Raw genomic sequence first — 14,811 nt, forward strand, 5'->3', positions numbered from 1 at the left:
GAGTTATGTTCAGCCCTCATGGATTCAGGCGCTCTCATTCCCATGGTGATGTGCGGTTCAGCAGGTTATCTATTCGTACCTTGCGTTCCGGCGTTATTGGGGCGTCAAGCTCCTCAATAAACGCCTCAAACTGATTGTCATCGAGGAGGAACAGGCATTGATCAAGCTGAAAGTCCTTTGCTACCCTGCAGGCAACCTCAAGCATAAAATCGGTCCGTGATTTCATTTGAGAAAGTCAAAATCTTCCCGACGCTGAGCTTCCAGACCATGATTTTTCTGAATCGCCAGAATTGTCTGGTCGGCGGCGTGTAATTTATCCTGCAATTCCTGGCCTCCCGCTTCCCCGTTATAAAACGATGGAGGAGTAGAGAGAATGGCCTCCATAACATCCATCAATGACGCGACCTCCTCACCGCTCAGTGTGCCGCAGTCATATATCAGATCGTTATGCAGCTTTGAAATATGTCCTGCCATCGTCATTGAGTACGCCATTCCATTTTTCGCTCTGGGGGTTGACGATGTTTCAGTAAGCAAACGCCAGTATTCGAACACAGATCGGGCAGTGGTGATTAACCTCCGGGTGTATTCCTCTGAGCTAAAAAGACGGGAGCTGACCGTAAAGGGGAGTTTTCCGTTTTCAGCAATATACTGATAGAGCAAAGTAATGGCCTGTGTGGGGTTGGTTCCCAGCAGTTTCATTGTTTCATCCGTGCGTTGTTTGAGTTCGTCATCAATGCGAACGCTGATCTGTGACAGTGCCATACATACTACCCGTGTAGTGAGTTTGCTATACAACATATCACAGTGACATTTGTGTAGCAACTATGCTACACGCTTAGTTCTCATCCTGGACATTTCAGGGGTCGTCTCAGAATTCGGAAAATAAAGCACGCTAAGGCGTAGTCACCCCGTGACTCCCCCGCGCCGATGCAGCGAGCTTCGTTCCGTCTTGCAGTGACGCAATCAGCGGGCAGGAAACGTTCCCTTTCCGCGCATGGCAGGCGCACACCAGTTCAGACAGCACGGCCTCCATGCGTGCCAAGTCGGCCATCTTCTCGCGCACATCCTTGAGCTTGTGCTCGGCCAGGCCGCTGGCTTCCTCGCAATGGGTGCCATCCTCCAGCCGCAGTAGCTCGGCGATTTCGTCCAGGCTAAAGCCCAGCCGCTGGGCCGATTTCACGAACCGCACTCGTGTTACATCCGCCTCGCCATAGCGGCGAATGCTGCCATAGGGCTTGTCTGGCTCCGGCAGCAGGCCCTTGCGCTGGTAGAACCGGATGGTCTCCACATTGACCCCGGCCGCCTTGGCAAAAACGCCAATGGTCAGATTCTCAAAATTAATTTGCATATCGCTTGACTCCGTACATAACTACGGAAGTAAGCTTAAGCTATCCAAACCAAATTTGAAAGGACAAGCGTATGTCTGAACCACAAAAGTCTGAACCACAAAACGGGCGCGGCGCGCTCTTCGCCGGTGGGCTGGCCGCCATTCTTGCGTCGGCCTGCTGCCTGGGGCCGCTGGTTTTGATCGCCTTGGGGTTCAGCGGGGCATGGATCGGCAACCTGACGGTGCTGGAACCCTATCGCCCGATCTTCATCGGCGCAGCGCTGGTCGCGCTGTTTTTCGCCTGGCGGCGCATCTACCGCCCGGCGCAAGCCTGCAAACCGGGTGAGGTCTGCGCGATTCCCCAAGTGCGAGCTACTTACAAGCTCATTTTCTGGATCGTGGCCGCGCTGGTCCTGGTCGCGCTCGGATTTCCCTACGTCATGCCATTTTTCTATTAATCACAGGAGTTCATCATGAAAAAACTGTTTGCCGCCCTCGCCCTCGCTGCCGTTGTTGCCCCCGTGTGGGCCGCCACCCAGACCGTCACGCTGTCCGTACCGGGCATGACCTGCTCCACCTGCCCGATCACCGTCAAGAAGGCGATTTCCAAGGTCGAAGGCGTCAGCAAAATTGACGTGACCTTCGAGACACGCGAAGCGGTTGTCACGTTCGATGATGCCAAGACCAGCGTGCAGAAGCTGACCAAGGCAACCGGAGACGCGGGCTATCCGTCCAGCGTCAAGCAGTGAGCCACTGAACCCGAACCTGGGGCGATCATGGGACTGATTACACGCATTGCCGACAAGGCTGGCGCGCTTGGCAGCGTTGTTTCCGCGATGGGATGCGCTGCCTGTTTCCCGGCTATCGCCAGCCTGGGCGCGGCCATCGGCCTTGGCTTTCTACAGGAATACGAAGGGTTGTTTATCTCCAAGCTGCTGCCGCTGTTCGCAGTCGTGGCTTTGCTGGCGAATGCACTGGGCTGGCTGAGTCATCGGCAATGGTACCGCAGCCTGCTCGGGATGGTCGGCCCAGCCATCGTGCTGGCGGCCATGCTCTTGTTTTTTGGCAATTGGTGGACGGCGAACCTCCTCTATGTCGTTCTGGCCTTGATGATCGGGGTGTCGATCTGGGATCTGCTCTCACCGGCCAACCGCCGCTGCGAACTACCACCCAAACACGGCTAACTGCATTGGCAGTTGCCGAAACGAAAAGGAACGATGCAATGTATTTGAATATCACCGGAATGACCTGCGACTCGTGCGCGACACATGTCAAGGACGCCCTGGAGAAAGTGCCGGGCGTGCTGTCGGCGCTCGTGTCCTACCCGAAAGGCTCCGCGCAACTCGCCACCGATCCCGGCACCTCGCCAGAGGCGCTGACCGCCGCTGTGGCCGGCCTCGGCTACAAGGCCACACCCGCCGATGCCCCATCCACTTCAGCGCGGGGCAGACTGCTTGGCAAGGCGCTGGGATGGCTGGGCGGTGGCGACAAGGCTGGTGGTGATGGGGACGGACTGCACGTCGCCGTTATTGGCAGCGGCGGAGCCGCGATGGCGGCGGCGCTGAAGGCCGTCGAGCAAGGTGCGAACGTCACGCTGATCGAGCGCGGCACCATCGGCGGTACTTGCGTCAATGTCGGCTGCGTGCCGTCCAAGATCATGATCCGCGCTGCCCATATCGCCCATTTGCGCCGTGAAAGCCCATTCGACAGTGGCATCGCGGCGACTGTGCCTGCGATTGATCGCAGCAAACTACTGGCCCAGCAGCAGGCGCGCGTCGATGAGCTGCGCCACGCCAAGTACGAAGGCATCCTGGACAGCAACCCGGCCATCACCGTGCTGCATGGTGAAGCGCGTTTCAAGGACGACCAGAGCCTTGCCGTCCGTTTAAACGATGGCGGCGAGCGTGTGGTGGCGTTCGACCGCTGCCTGGTCGCCACGGGTGCCAGCCCGGCCGTGCCGCCGATTCCGGGCCTGAAAGAGTCACCCTACTGGACTTCCACCGAGGCCCTGGTCAGCGACACCATTCCCGAGCGCCTGGCCGTGATCGGCTCGTCTGTGGTGGCGCTGGAACTGGCGCAAGCCTTTGCCCGGCTGGGCAGCAAAGTGACGATCCTGGCACGCAACACGCTGTTCTTCCGCGAAGACCCGGCCATCGGCGAGGCCGTTACAGCCGCGTTCCGTGCCGAAGGGATCAAGGTATTGGAACACACGCAAGCCAGCCAGGTCGCGCATGTGGACGGCGAATTCGTGCTGACCACCGGGTACGGTGAAATACGCGCCGACCAGCTGCTGGTCGCCACTGGCAGGGCACCGAACACGCGCAGCCTGGCATTGGAAGCGGCGGGAGTCGCTGCCAATGCGCAGGGGGCCATCGTCATCGACAAGGGCATGCGCACCAGTACGCCACACATTTATGCGGCTGGCGACTGCACCGACCAGCCTCAGTTCGTCTATGTGGCGGCAGCGGCCGGCACCCGTGCTGCGATCAACATGACTGGCGGCGATGCGGCCCTGGACCTGACCGCAATGCCGGCCGTGGTGTTCACCGACCCGCAGGTCGCCACCGTGGGCTACAGCGAGGCGGAAGCACATCACGACGGGATCGAGACCGACAGTCGCACCTTGACCTTGGACAACGTGCCGCGTGCGCTTGCCAACTTCGACACACGCGGCTTCATCAAGCTGGTCATCGAGGAAGGTAGCGGACGGCTCATCGGCGTGCAAGCGGTGGCCCCGGAAGCGGGTGAACTGATCCAGACGGCGGTGCTCGCCATTCGCAACCGTATGACCGTGCAGGAACTGGCCGACCAATTGTTCCCCTACCTGACCATGGTCGAAGGGCTGAAGCTCGCGGCGCAGACCTTCAGCAAGGACGTGAAGCAGCTTTCGTGCTGCGCCGGATGAGGAAAAGGAGGTGTTCAATGAGCGCCTACACAGTGTCCCGGCTGGCCCTTGATGCCGGGGTGAGCGTGCATATCGTGCGCGACTACCTGCTGCGCGGATTGCTACGGCCGGTCGCGTGCACCACGGGCGGCTACGGCTTGTTCGATGACACCGCGTTGCAACGGCTGCGCTTTGTACGGGCTGCCTTCGAAGCGGGTATCGGCCTGGACGCACTGGCGCGGCTGTGCCGGGCGCTGGATGCTGCGGACGGTGACGGTGCGTCTGCGCAGCTTGCCGTGTTGCGGCAACTCGTCGAGCGTCGGCGCGAGGCCCTGGCCAGCCTCGAAATGCAACTGGCCGCCATGCCAACCGAACCGGCACAGCACGCGGAGAGTCTGCCATGAACAGCCCAGAGCACTTGCCGTCTGAGACGCACAAACCGATCACCGGCTACTTGTGGGGCGCGCTGGCCGTGCTCACCTGTCCCTGCCATTTGCCGATTCTCGCCATTGTGCTAGCCGGCACGACGGCCGGCGCGTTCATCGGGGAGCACTGGGGTATTGCAGCCCTCACGCTGACCGGCTTGTTTGTCCTGTCTGTGACGCGGCTGCTGCGGGCCTTCAAGGGAAGATCATGACCGCTTCCCAGCCAGCCGAGAGTGGGCAGCTTTGAGCTTCGCAACCAATCTGGAGGAGTACCACCATGAACGCAAACGCCCCGAACACTGCCAGTTGCACCACCTGCTGCGTATGCTGCAAAGAAATTCCGCTCGATGCCGCCTTCACCCCGGAAGGCGCGGAATACGTCGAACATTTCTGCGGGCTGGATTGCTATGAACGCTTCCAGGCACGCGCCAAGGCCGCGACAGAATCTGACATAGCGCCTGTCCCTGGCGGTTCGCAGCCGTCAGATTGAGGCATACCCTAACCTGATGTCAGATGTTGAGCACAAACAACGTCAGAGTAGGGTATTAATTTATATTTATTGACACATTCAGCCAAGGGTAATAGATTTCATCCTGACATTTTTACCTTTGGAGGCATCTTGCAAGGTCAACGTATCGGCTACGTTCGCGTCAGCAGCTTCGACCAGAATCCTGATCGACAACTGGAACAAATAGAAGTCGGCAAGGTATTCACCGATAAGGCTTCAGGCAAGGACACACAACGTCCCGAACTTGAAAGGCTGCTGGCCTTCGTCCGCGAGGGCGACACCGTGGTGGTGCATAGCATGGACAGGTTGGCACGCAACCTTGATGACCTGCGCCGCATCGTCCAAGGGCTGACACAACGGGGCGTGCGCATGGAGTTCGTTAAAGAAGGGCTAACGTTCACCGGCGAGGACTCACCGATGGCCAATCTGATGCTGTCGGTCATGGGAGCCTTTGCTGAGTTCGAGCGCGCTCTGATCCGCGAACGTCAGCGCGAGGGAATCGTGCTGGCTAAGCAGCGCGGGGCCTACCGGGGACGAAAGAAATCGCTGAACAGCGAACAAATTGCCGAGTTGAAACGGCGAGTTGCGGCAGGCGACCAGAAAACCTTGGTGGCCCGTGACTTCGGCATCAGCCGCGAAACCTTGTACCAGTACCTGCGGGAAGACTGACCATGCCACGCCGCTCAATCCTGTCCGCCACCTAGCGCGAAAGTCTGCTGACACTGCCAGATGCCAAAGACGAACTGATACGGCACTACACGTTCAACGAAACCGACCTGTCGGTGATCCGTCAGCGTCGCGGCGCCGCGAATCGATTGGGCTTCGCCGTGCAGCTTTGCTACTTGCGATTCCCTGGCATCTTCTTGGGCGTCGATGATCCTCCATTTCTGCCCCTGCTGCGCATGGTGGCCGCACAACTCAAGGTGCCGGTGGGAAGCTGGAACCATTACGGCCAGCACGAGCAGACACGGCGGGAGCACTTGGTCGAGCTGCAAACGGTGTTTGGATTCAAGCCCTTCACCATGAGTCATTACCGGCAAGCCGTGCATACATTGACCGAAATGGCCTTGCAAACAGACAAAGGCATTGTGCTGGCCAGCACCCTTATTGAAAACCTGCGGCGGCAGAGCATCATCCTACCCGCCATGAATGCCATCGAGCGCGCAAGCGCCGAGGCCATTACCCGTGCCAACCGAAGCATCCATGCGGCATTGGCCGATTCCTTGATACCTGTCCATCGCCAGTGCCTGGACGAACTGCTCAAGCGCAAGGATGGTAGCAAAATGACGTGGCTAGCGTGGCTGCGCCAATCGCCCGCCAAGCCAAACTCGCGCCACATGCTTGAACACATCGAACGCCTCAAAGCCTGGCAGGCGCTTGACCTACCTGCTGGCATCGAACGGCAGGTACACCAAAACCGCTTGCTCAAGATCGCCCGCGAAGGCGGCCAGATGACGCCCGCCGACCTGGCCAAGTTCGAGTCGCAGCGGCGTTACGCCACCTTGGTAGCACTGGCCATCGAGGGCATGGCCACCGTCACTGATGAAATCATCGACCTTCACGACCGTATCATCGGCAAGCTGTTCAATGCGGCCAAGAACAAGCATCAACAGCAGTTCCAGGCTTCCGGCAAGGCGATCAACGACAAGGTGCGGATGTATGGGCGCATCGAGCGCACGCTGTTCATTCTGGATTGGCTGCAAAGCGTGGAGCTGCGCCGCCGCGTCCATGCGGGGCTGAATAAGGGCGAGGCGCTGGACGACACGTTGCTGCAATATCTGTCCCCGCTGGGGTGGGAGCATATCAACCTGACCGGCGATTACCTATGGCGCAGCAGTGCCAAGGTCGGTGCGGGGAAGTTCAGGCCATTGCGACCGCTGCCACCGGCTTAGCGTGCTTTATTTAATGAGATGGTCACTCCCTCCTTCCCGGTACTATGCTGAGGACAGGCTTTCATTCGGAGAACTATCATGGAAAACATTGCGCTCATTGGTATCGATCTGGGTAAAAACTCTTTCCATATTCATTGCCAGGATCGTCGCGGGAAGGCTGTTTACCGTAAAAAATTTACCCGGCCAAAGTTGATCGAATTTTTGGCGACATGCCCCGCTACAACCATCGCAATGGAAGCCTGTGGCGGTTCTCACTTTATGGCACGCAAGTTGGAAGAGTTGGGGCATTCCCCAAAGCTGATATCACCACAATTTGTCCGCCCGTTCGTTAAAAGCAATAAAAACGACTTTGTCGACGCCGAAGCTATTTGTGAAGCTGCATCGCGTCCGTCTATGCGTTTTGTGCAGCCCAGAACGGAATCTCAGCAGGCAATGCGGGCTCTGCATCGTGTCCGTGAATCCCTGGTTCAGGATAAGGTAAAAACAACCAATCAAATGCATGCTTTTCTGCTGGAATTTGGCATTAGCGTTCCCCGAGGAGCTGCCGTTATTAGCCGACTGAGTACCATTCTTGAGGATAATAGTTTGCCTCTTTACCTCAGCCAGTTATTGCTGAAATTACAACAGCATTATCACTATCTTGTTGAGCAGATTAAAGATTTGGAATCCCAGTTGAAACGAAAGTTGGACGAAGATGAGGTTGGACAGCGCTTGCTGAGCATTCCCTGCGTCGGAACACTGACAGCGAGTACTATTTCAACTGAGATTGGCGACGGGAAGCAGTACGCCAGCAGCCGTGACTTTGCGGCGGCAACAGGGCTTGTACCTCGGCAGTACAGCACGGGAGGTAGGACGACATTGCTGGGAATTAGTAAGCGAGGTAATAAAAAGATCCGAACTTTGTTGGTTCAATGTGCCAGGGTATTCATACAAAAACTGGAACACCAGTCTGGCAAATTGGCCGATTGGGTCAGGGATTTACTGTGCCGGAAAAGCAACTTTGTCGTCACTTGTGCTCTGGCAAACAAGCTGGCCAGAATAGCCTGGGCCCTAACGGCACGACAGCAAACTTATGTAGCATAACGGCAGAAATACACCGGTTTAAAGAATTACTGATCTGGTTTTGCGAATACTGATATTGATGATACTAACGGCCCACCGGCCTGTTGAGGAACCTGTAAAACGGAAAGGCTCATTGAAGCCGTATATTTTCTGGAGGTTCATCAGGCGCGGAACTCATCAAGGCGCGGGAATAAAATCCCATTCAGACGCCGGATAGATTCAAGCAAGCCAACTTGTCGTCAAAATCGGTGTTGCAAAAACGGGAGTGACCATAGATTCCGTTTTCTGAGACGACCCCCTTATGGCAGCACTTTAAATTGAGTCTCATACAGTATCTGTTTTCTTTCTCTTCATCTCTCATGACCTGCTGCCCACTTACAGACTCCAGGGTAAAGCAAAAAATTCTCCACCGGTGAGCAGAGTATATTGCATATGCCAGTTTATGAGTGTATATATAGCATATGCCAATAAGGAGCCTTCATGCCAAGACCCAGAATTCCCCGTAACATCTGTGGCCGCCCTGCGGATACCTGTTTTAAGCCCAATGCGCGACCGATGAGCCAGCTTGAACATGTTCATTTAAAAGAAGATGAGTTTGAAGCGTTACGGCTGGTCGATTTACTGGGCATGCAACAGCAGGAAGCGGCTGTTGCAATGGGGGTTTCAAGGCAGACACTGGCCAATGTCCTGAAAGCAGCCCGTTTTAAGGTTGTGGACTGTCTCACTCAGGGCAAGGCCTTAATAATGCACTCTGAAAGGGAAGGAGTTACACAAGATGATCACAGCCATTCCAGTGAATGACGACCGGGTAGCAAATCATTTTACCAAAGCGAGTCACCTTGTCCTGGTGGATGAGCGCGGTGTGGAGCTCAGCCGGACAGAAAATCCCGCGCTGGGCGCAGATTGTTCAGGTAAACGGAAGCTGGTTGACCTGCTGGTTCAACAGCAAGTCAGCCGCGTTGTGGTCCGTAACATCGGGGAACGGATGCTGGGTAAATTACTGGGGCATCAGATCGCGGTGTACCAGACTGACTGTGGTCGTCGTTTGTTCACTGAACTGTGTGATCCGGATACCCGTGTTCTGACTGAACTGAATAAGCCGGAGCAGGGACGCCAGTCCTTTCATCATGAGGCGAAAGGGAAAAAATGCTGTCACTCTGACGGGAACACAGCAGAAAATGCGTGCCAGGGTGGGCGTCAGCATCATCACGGAAACGGGCGCTGTTGCCATTCATGAGTTTATTTCATCACGGGCGGTGATTTTTATCAGACCCGTATTGTGTATAAACCAGGAGCCGGAATGTGTGGAGGAGGCAGTAATGATGCCGGGGGAGCCCCTCAGCTGACTGAATTCCGGATGCCTCCCGTCAGTACAACCGGACGCTGAGCAGAAACAGATGAATTGTTATCTTGATGCCAGAAAGGCCCATACCTGTTGTATGGTCTGTAGTTCCCGCGACAACAACCCTGATACGGTGAACTTAATGTTTTCAGAGCACCCGGATGGCTCTGTATGTGCGGACTACACGGCCAATCACAGGCATCAGGGGTATACGGGTCTTTTACATGGCGGAATGACGAGTACCCTGCTGGATGCAGCAATGACTCATTGTTTGTTCATGCAGGGTGTGCAAGCCCTGACGGCTGAACTGACGGTAAGATTCATTTCACCCGTTTGTACCGGAGACAAACTGATGGTATGTGCCAGACTGCTTGGGCAACGCAGGGGGATTTACCTGCTTGAAGCATGGCTGACAAAAGGACAGCAGACAGTGGCACGTGCCACGGCGAAATTCATTGTTCCGTCGCAGGATATTGCTCTGGCGCATCGCTAGTGTGACAGACGACAGGTGTACCTGGTTATTATAAAAATTTGAGGCGTGTTTTGCTCAGACCGGAAAGAATAATCGCATATCGTATATTCCACTGAAACCGTGTAAGAGGTAGTTATGAGTAAACAAATCATTGATATTGGTATTGCTGAATCATCCCGGGTGGAGATTGCAGACGGCCTGTCCCGGCTTCTTGCTGACACCTATACCCTGTATATAAAAACACATTACTATCACTGGAATGTAACTGGCCCCATGTTTAACAGCTTACATTTAATGTTTGAAAATCAATACAATGAGCTGGCCACTGCCGTTGATGATATCGCTGAACGTATACGCTCGCTCGGATGCTTCGCGCCCGGCACATATCATGAATTTTCACGTTTAACAGCGGTTAATGAAGATAAGGATATTCCGGCAGCAAAAAACATGATTGAAAATCTTGTCCAGGGCCAGGAGACCGTGGTTAAAACTGCACGCTCCCTGTTCCCGCTCGTTAATAATGCGAATGATGAAGCCACAGCAGATCTGCTTACACAACGTATCCAGTTACATGAGAAAACTGCCTGGATGTTGCGTAGCCTGCTTGAATAATGTCACCCCGTGGCAGCAGAAAAAACGGTTTGTCAGCCACAGGCTATTACTGACAGTGCAGAATCATCCGTGTTCCTGTGGCTGTTTTTTCTGACCGTCACAGTATTAAACACCATTGAATCAGTGGGTTAATCAGTGAATGCGTGAACGAGAAATACAGTCCGTGACGGGCATCATCGGCTGGTATATCCGGACCACTGTTGTTTTCCCGTTAAGGTATCGCAGGTTCCGGTCTGGCATTTCACAGCCTGAACAGGGTTAATGATGCACGGATAAAACGGTTTACGGGGAAAGCAGGATCATATTATTCGTTGTTATGGCTTCCTTTACCGGTGCCTGCCTGCGGGCAGTAGAGATCATATAAGGTATTTAACAACGTCATGATACGGTTATCCTCAATACGGTAATATACCATTTTACCTGCCCGTCGGGTCTCGACCAGCTTCAGGCGGCGCATTACACCCAGCTGCTGGGACAGGGTCGGCTGAGTGATACCGACCGCCGCTTCCAGCCCGGCCACATTCGCTTCCCCCAGGCTTAACTGACACATCAACAGCAACCGGTCGCTGTTGGCCAGTCCCCGTAAGACATCTGCTGCCCTCAGGGCCGCATTCTTCATATCTGTCTGACGTTTTGTGTCTTCATTCATGAGCATTGCTGATTTCTCATACTATGTGTTTTTATATAATATAATTTAGTATACTGACGGTATCGTAATTTTGCCATCGTGTTCGTCAGGTCTGCAGCGTCCTGCCGGCCCGGGGAAACGATTATATCTGGCAGGCATTTTTGCCCCGGGTGAACAGAGAGGATGTAATGAAAATAGTGATTGTTGGTGGTGTTGCCGGCGGGGCATCCGCTGCAGCCAGAGCTCGTCGGTTATCAGAGGATGTCAGTATTGTTGTGTTTGAACGGGGAAGCGATGTCTCTTTCGCCAACTGTGGATTACCTTATCATATAGGCGGAAAAATTCCTTTAAGGCAGTCACTGATTCTGAAAACCCCGGAGGATTTTAAATCCCGCTTTAACATAGACGTCCGTATCTGTCATGAAGTGACGTCAGTGGATCCGGTTAATAAAACGGTGACGGTTAAAAATCTGACCTCAGGGGAGGTCTATAGCGAAGAATGGGATCGTCTGCTCCTCAGTACCGGCGCCGCTCCGGTTGTCCCTCCTTTGCCCGGGCTACAGGAAGAGGGTGTCTTTACGCTGCGAAATCTTACTGACATGGATACTATCCTGGGGTGGATTGAGCAACATCACGTAGCTCACACCACGCTTGTCGGGGGGGGATTTATCGGACTTGAAGTGATGGAGGCTCTGAGCGAACGGGGGATCAGTGTGACCCTGCTGGAGATGGGGGAACAGGTTATGGCTCCGGTTGATCCTGAAATGGCATCTGCCCTGCATCAGGAAATCCGGAGTCATGGCGTGGATCTGCGTCTCAGAACGGCGCTCACCGAGGTACTGCGGACAGAGACGGGATTCCGCGTTGCACTGTCTGAGGGTGGGTTTCTGCAGACCGACATGGTTATTCTCGCCATCGGGGTAAAACCTGAGAACAGCCTTGCCACAGGAGCCGGGCTCGCAGTGGGTAAACGGGGAGGCATAAGCGTCAATGCCTGTATGCAGACCAGTATCCCTGACATCTACGCCGTGGGGGATGCCGTTGAAACCCCAGACTTTGTCTTTCAGGAACCCGCTAATTTTCCTCTGGCAGGGCCCGCCAACCGCCAGGGACGCATTGCTGCTGATAACATGCTAGATCGTCACAGCCTTTACCATGGCAGTCAGGGGACATCCATTTGTAAGGTATTTTCGCTGAGTATTGGCAGCGTCGGTGCGAATGAAAAGCAGCTGAAAGTTCATGGCACCCGATACGAGAAGGTTTACGTCCATGCCGCTGATCATGCCGGTTACTACCCGGGGGCAACGATGATCAGTCTGAAACTGCTGTTCAGCCCCGATACCGGTAAAATTCTCGGGGCTCAGGCATCAGGGAAAAAAGGGGTTGATAAACGCATCGATGTCCTGTCTGTCGCACAGCGCGCGGGGCTTACCGTCAACGATCTCGAACATCTTGAGCTGACTTATGCTCCACCTTTTAACAGTGCAAGGGACGTCGTTAACCAGGCTGGTATGGTGGCGACAAATGTAATGAAAGGAGATACGGCCATATGTCATGTCAGCGATGTGTTACAACGGGAACCGGGCAGTTATTGTTTACTTGATATTCGCTCTCCTGCCGAACTGAAACAATTTGGCGAATATCCTGACGCGCTATCCATTCCACTGGATTCCCTGCGGGAGAATCTTGAAAAAGTGCCTAAAGATAAAGAGATTTTTATAGGGTGCCAGAGTGGCCTGCGCGGGCATGTGGCATACCGTATTCTTCAGGCCCACGGCTTCCGGACATATAATCTGAGTGGTGGCTTTATAACCTGGCAGGCGGTAACGGAGTCAATAAGTAAATAAGAGATGAGGTGCCATACACATGGCACCCTGAATCGCCACAGGTTTAACAGTGAAGTGGTCTGCTGAATTTGTTCACCTGAACAGAGGTGTGGACTGACCCCGCACCGTTATAAGGACAGTTATGAAAAAAATAACTTTTCAGATCAGGCATATAATGTCAGATTCATGGTCACTATAGGAATGGCAAGGACTGGATTTTCATTTTGCAGCCATCAGGCTGCTTAGTTCAGAGATAGGTCTGTGTAATGCGTAACTTCGTGACTCGATTGAGAGTATGGTTTCCGCCCCCACTCATCTTATTGCTGTTTTTCGTCACTGATGTGTTGACTGCAATCCCGCGTTTTACCTTCGACATCGTGAATATAGTGCTAAGCGTGTTGCTGACCGGTGTTTGTATTACCATGATACTGCACACCGCTTGGCAGATGAGCACGAACGGCACGACGCTTAATCCGCTTCATCCGGATAGAACCACCAAGCTGGTAACTGTCTAGACTGGCCCCATGAACCTCCAGACAGTTGGTATCACTTAAATTAGTGATAGTCTTAATACTAGTTTTAGACTAGTCGTTGGAGTCCGAATGATTGATGTTCTAGGTCCAGAGAAGCGCAGACGGCGCAGCGTTCAGGAAAAAATCGCCATTGTTCAGCAGAGCTTTGAGCCCGGAATGACCGTGTCGCTGGTCGCCCGTCAGCATGGCGTTGCTGCCAGTCAGCTGTTCCTGTGGCGTAAGCAATATCAGGAAGGCAGTCTCACTGCGGTTGCCGCGGGTGAACAGGTTGTACCCGCGTCGGAGCTGGCATCTGCAATGAAGCAAATTAAAGAGTTACAGCGCCTGCTGGGCAAAAAAACCATGGAAAACGAGCTGCTGAAAGAAGCCGTTGAATATGGCCGACAAAAAAAGTGGATAGCGCACGTGCCCTTGTTGCCGGAGGATGGCGAATAAGCCTTGTCAGTCGTTGCCTCCGGGTCTCACGTGCGCAACTGCATGCCATGGCCCGTCGGTCGAAGGGCTGGCAGGATCGTCGGTGCAAGCGCAAGCCTGATGATACTGAAGCGCTGGCTCGTATCCATACCGTTATCGACGATCTGCCCACCTATGGTTATCGTCGTGTATGGGCACTGCTGCGCAGACAATCAGAAACTGACGACATGGCGGTGATCAATGCCAAACGCGTATACCGCATCATGCGTCAGAATGCGCTGCTGCTTGAGCGAAAATCGACAATACCGCTCTCAAAGCGGGCGCATACAGGGAAAGTGGCCGTTGGAGAAAGTAACCGGCGGTGGTGCTCTGACGGCTTCGAGTTCAGCTGTGATAACGGTGAAAAACTGCGGGTCACGTTCGCGCTGGACTGTTGTGATCGCGAGGCACTGCACTGGGCGGCCAGTACCGGTGGCTATGACAGTGAAACCGTGCAGGACGTCATGCTGGGTGCAGTGGAACGTCGCTTCGGTAACAGCCTGCCAGCATCCCCTGTTGAGTGGCTGACAGACAACGGTTCAGCCTACCGTTCTCATCAGACGCGTCAGTTCGCCAGAATGGTAGGACTGGAGCCTAAACATACGGCGGTACGTAGCCCGGAAAGCAACGGGATGGCGGAGAGCTTCGTGAAAACGATGAAGCGTGATTACATCAGCATCATGCCGAAGCCCGACGGGTTAACAGCGGTAAAGAACCTTGCGGAGGCCTTCGAACATTACAACGAATGGCATCCGCATAGTGCACTGGGGTATCGTTCCCCACGGGAATATCTGCGGCGACGAACCAGTCATGGGTTAAGTGATAAAAAGTGTATGGAAATATAGGG

19 protein-coding genes and 2 pseudogenes are annotated in these 14,811 nt (G+C 54.5%); 17 read left to right on the forward strand and 4 right to left on the reverse strand.

All coding sequences use genetic code 11. The features are described from left to right. Positions 1-34 precede the first annotated feature (34 nt). The 3 genes and pseudogenes from CE636_RS00295 to merR form a co-directional block, all read right to left on the reverse strand. Positions 35-223, reverse strand: a pseudogene (locus tag CE636_RS00295) (DUF1778 domain-containing protein); the annotation flags it as partial. Further along, the gene (locus CE636_RS00300) at positions 223-762 is read right to left on the reverse strand and encodes a type II toxin-antitoxin system RelB/DinJ family antitoxin (RefSeq protein ID WP_017901326.1); all 540 of its coding nucleotides are present in this window, start codon (positions 760-762) and stop codon (positions 223-225) included. The pseudogene CE636_RS00295 and the gene CE636_RS00300, both read right to left, overlap by 1 nt. Before the next feature lie 130 nt (positions 763-892). Then, a complete protein-coding gene (gene merR / locus CE636_RS00305; RefSeq protein WP_001166628.1) occupies positions 893-1,348 on the reverse strand; it encodes an Hg(II)-responsive transcriptional regulator in 456 nt (151 codons plus the stop codon). Between the two features lie 71 nt (positions 1,349-1,419). Here merR and merT point away from each other — a divergent pair, with 71 nt between their 5' ends. The 15 genes and pseudogenes from merT to CE636_RS00380 all read left to right on the forward strand — a co-directional run bounded on the left by merT (position 1,420) and on the right by CE636_RS00380 (position 10,524). After that, positions 1,420-1,785, forward strand: coding sequence for a mercuric ion transporter MerT (gene merT / locus CE636_RS00310; RefSeq protein ID WP_017901444.1), 366 nt, complete (start codon positions 1,420-1,422; stop codon positions 1,783-1,785). A gap of 15 nt (positions 1,786-1,800) precedes the next feature. Continuing rightward, positions 1,801-2,076: a mercury resistance system periplasmic binding protein MerP gene (merP, locus tag CE636_RS00315; RefSeq protein WP_000732276.1), complete on the forward strand. Its 276-nt coding sequence runs from the start codon at positions 1,801-1,803 to the stop codon at positions 2,074-2,076. Between the two features lie 27 nt (positions 2,077-2,103). After that, positions 2,104-2,511: an organomercurial transporter MerC gene (gene merC, locus CE636_RS00320; RefSeq protein WP_017901292.1), complete on the forward strand. Its 408-nt coding sequence runs from the start codon at positions 2,104-2,106 to the stop codon at positions 2,509-2,511. Between the two features lie 38 nt (positions 2,512-2,549). Then, entirely contained in the window at positions 2,550-4,232 is a 1,683-nt protein-coding gene (merA, locus tag CE636_RS00325; protein ID WP_127837800.1) for a mercury(II) reductase, read from the forward strand. Between the two features lie 17 nt (positions 4,233-4,249). Further along, positions 4,250-4,615: a mercury resistance co-regulator MerD gene (gene merD, locus CE636_RS00330; RefSeq protein ID WP_001277463.1), complete on the forward strand. Its 366-nt coding sequence runs from the start codon at positions 4,250-4,252 to the stop codon at positions 4,613-4,615. After that, on the forward strand, positions 4,612-4,848 hold the full coding sequence (merE, locus tag CE636_RS00335; protein ID WP_001087807.1) for a broad-spectrum mercury transporter MerE: 237 nt from the start codon (positions 4,612-4,614) through the stop codon (positions 4,846-4,848). The genes merD and merE overlap by 4 nt, the downstream gene beginning before the upstream one ends. 65 nt (positions 4,849-4,913) lie before the next feature. Continuing rightward, positions 4,914-5,126 carry a DUF3330 domain-containing protein gene (locus tag CE636_RS00345; protein WP_000993245.1) on the forward strand — a complete coding sequence of 71 codons (213 nt, stop codon included), beginning with the start codon at positions 4,914-4,916 and terminating at the stop codon, positions 5,124-5,126. Between the two features lie 129 nt (positions 5,127-5,255). Beyond that, the gene (locus tag CE636_RS00350; protein ID WP_001162010.1) at positions 5,256-5,813 is read left to right on the forward strand and encodes a recombinase family protein; all 558 of its coding nucleotides are present in this window, start codon (positions 5,256-5,258) and stop codon (positions 5,811-5,813) included. A gap of 44 nt (positions 5,814-5,857) precedes the next feature. Further along, positions 5,858-6,826: pseudogene (locus tag CE636_RS00355) on the forward strand (DUF4158 domain-containing protein); the annotation flags it as partial. Continuing rightward, positions 6,800-7,036 carry a Tn3 family transposase gene (locus tag CE636_RS29615; protein WP_176392666.1) on the forward strand — a complete coding sequence of 79 codons (237 nt, stop codon included), beginning with the start codon at positions 6,800-6,802 and terminating at the stop codon, positions 7,034-7,036. The pseudogene CE636_RS00355 and the gene CE636_RS29615, both read left to right, overlap by 27 nt. 78 nt (positions 7,037-7,114) lie before the next feature. After that, positions 7,115-8,119 carry an IS110-like element IS4321 family transposase gene (locus tag CE636_RS00360; protein WP_000427623.1) on the forward strand — a complete coding sequence of 335 codons (1,005 nt, stop codon included), beginning with the start codon at positions 7,115-7,117 and terminating at the stop codon, positions 8,117-8,119. A 459-nt stretch (positions 8,120-8,578) separates the two neighbouring features. After that, positions 8,579-8,899, forward strand: coding sequence for a DUF134 domain-containing protein (locus tag CE636_RS00365; RefSeq protein ID WP_001137910.1), 321 nt, complete (start codon positions 8,579-8,581; stop codon positions 8,897-8,899). Beyond that, a complete protein-coding gene (locus CE636_RS00370) occupies positions 8,874-9,335 on the forward strand; it encodes a NifB/NifX family molybdenum-iron cluster-binding protein (protein WP_000626969.1) in 462 nt (153 codons plus the stop codon). The genes CE636_RS00365 and CE636_RS00370 overlap by 26 nt, the downstream gene beginning before the upstream one ends. A gap of 160 nt (positions 9,336-9,495) precedes the next feature. Continuing rightward, positions 9,496-9,933 carry a PaaI family thioesterase gene (locus tag CE636_RS00375; RefSeq protein WP_016241611.1) on the forward strand — a complete coding sequence of 146 codons (438 nt, stop codon included), beginning with the start codon at positions 9,496-9,498 and terminating at the stop codon, positions 9,931-9,933. Between the two features lie 114 nt (positions 9,934-10,047). Further along, positions 10,048-10,524: a Dps family protein gene (locus CE636_RS00380; protein ID WP_000043177.1), complete on the forward strand. Its 477-nt coding sequence runs from the start codon at positions 10,048-10,050 to the stop codon at positions 10,522-10,524. A gap of 304 nt (positions 10,525-10,828) precedes the next feature. Here CE636_RS00380 and CE636_RS00385 read toward each other — a convergent pair whose 3' ends face one another. Beyond that, a complete protein-coding gene (locus tag CE636_RS00385; protein ID WP_000928911.1) occupies positions 10,829-11,179 on the reverse strand; it encodes an ArsR/SmtB family transcription factor in 351 nt (116 codons plus the stop codon). A gap of 161 nt (positions 11,180-11,340) precedes the next feature. Between CE636_RS00385 and CE636_RS00390 the strand changes: the two genes are divergently transcribed. Together CE636_RS00390 and CE636_RS00400 are read left to right on the forward strand one after the other, a co-directional pair. Beyond that, positions 11,341-12,999, forward strand: coding sequence for an FAD-dependent oxidoreductase (locus CE636_RS00390; protein WP_017901300.1), 1,659 nt, complete (start codon positions 11,341-11,343; stop codon positions 12,997-12,999). A 581-nt stretch (positions 13,000-13,580) separates the two neighbouring features. Further along, a protein-coding gene (locus tag CE636_RS00400) for an IS3 family transposase (protein ID WP_085955504.1) occupies positions 13,581-14,809 on the forward strand; the annotation gives its coding sequence in 2 pieces (ribosomal slippage) (positions 13,581-13,896 and positions 13,896-14,809; 1,230 coding nt in all). Positions 14,810-14,811 lie beyond the last annotated feature (2 nt).

The organism is Klebsiella sp. LY, assembly GCF_004010915.1.
Taxonomy (GTDB): Bacteria; Pseudomonadota; Gammaproteobacteria; order Enterobacterales; family Enterobacteriaceae; genus Klebsiella; species Klebsiella quasipneumoniae.

Coding starts and splice junctions, on each gene's coding strand:
- CE636_RS00360 (WP_000427623.1), top strand. CDS start 7,115: ATGGAAAACATTGCGCTCATTGGTATCGATCTGGGTAAAAACTCTTTC.
- CE636_RS00370 (WP_000626969.1), top strand. CDS start 8,874: ATGATCACAGCCATTCCAGTGAATGACGACCGGGTAGCAAATCATTTT.
- merP (WP_000732276.1), top strand. CDS start 1,801: ATGAAAAAACTGTTTGCCGCCCTCGCCCTCGCTGCCGTTGTTGCCCCC.
- merA (WP_127837800.1), top strand. CDS start 2,550: ATGTATTTGAATATCACCGGAATGACCTGCGACTCGTGCGCGACACAT.
- merR (WP_001166628.1), bottom strand. CDS start 1,348: ATGCAAATTAATTTTGAGAATCTGACCATTGGCGTTTTTGCCAAGGCG.
- merT (WP_017901444.1), top strand. CDS start 1,420: ATGTCTGAACCACAAAAGTCTGAACCACAAAACGGGCGCGGCGCGCTC.
- CE636_RS00385 (WP_000928911.1), bottom strand. CDS start 11,179: ATGCTCATGAATGAAGACACAAAACGTCAGACAGATATGAAGAATGCG.
- merD (WP_001277463.1), top strand. CDS start 4,250: ATGAGCGCCTACACAGTGTCCCGGCTGGCCCTTGATGCCGGGGTGAGC.
- CE636_RS00300 (WP_017901326.1), bottom strand. CDS start 762: ATGGCACTGTCACAGATCAGCGTTCGCATTGATGACGAACTCAAACAA.
- CE636_RS00345 (WP_000993245.1), top strand. CDS start 4,914: ATGAACGCAAACGCCCCGAACACTGCCAGTTGCACCACCTGCTGCGTA.
- CE636_RS00365 (WP_001137910.1), top strand. CDS start 8,579: ATGCCAAGACCCAGAATTCCCCGTAACATCTGTGGCCGCCCTGCGGAT.
- CE636_RS00380 (WP_000043177.1), top strand. CDS start 10,048: ATGAGTAAACAAATCATTGATATTGGTATTGCTGAATCATCCCGGGTG.
- CE636_RS00390 (WP_017901300.1), top strand. CDS start 11,341: ATGAAAATAGTGATTGTTGGTGGTGTTGCCGGCGGGGCATCCGCTGCA.
- merC (WP_017901292.1), top strand. CDS start 2,104: ATGGGACTGATTACACGCATTGCCGACAAGGCTGGCGCGCTTGGCAGC.
- CE636_RS00375 (WP_016241611.1), top strand. CDS start 9,496: ATGAATTGTTATCTTGATGCCAGAAAGGCCCATACCTGTTGTATGGTC.
- merE (WP_001087807.1), top strand. CDS start 4,612: ATGAACAGCCCAGAGCACTTGCCGTCTGAGACGCACAAACCGATCACC.
- CE636_RS29615 (WP_176392666.1), top strand. CDS start 6,800: ATGTATGGGCGCATCGAGCGCACGCTGTTCATTCTGGATTGGCTGCAA.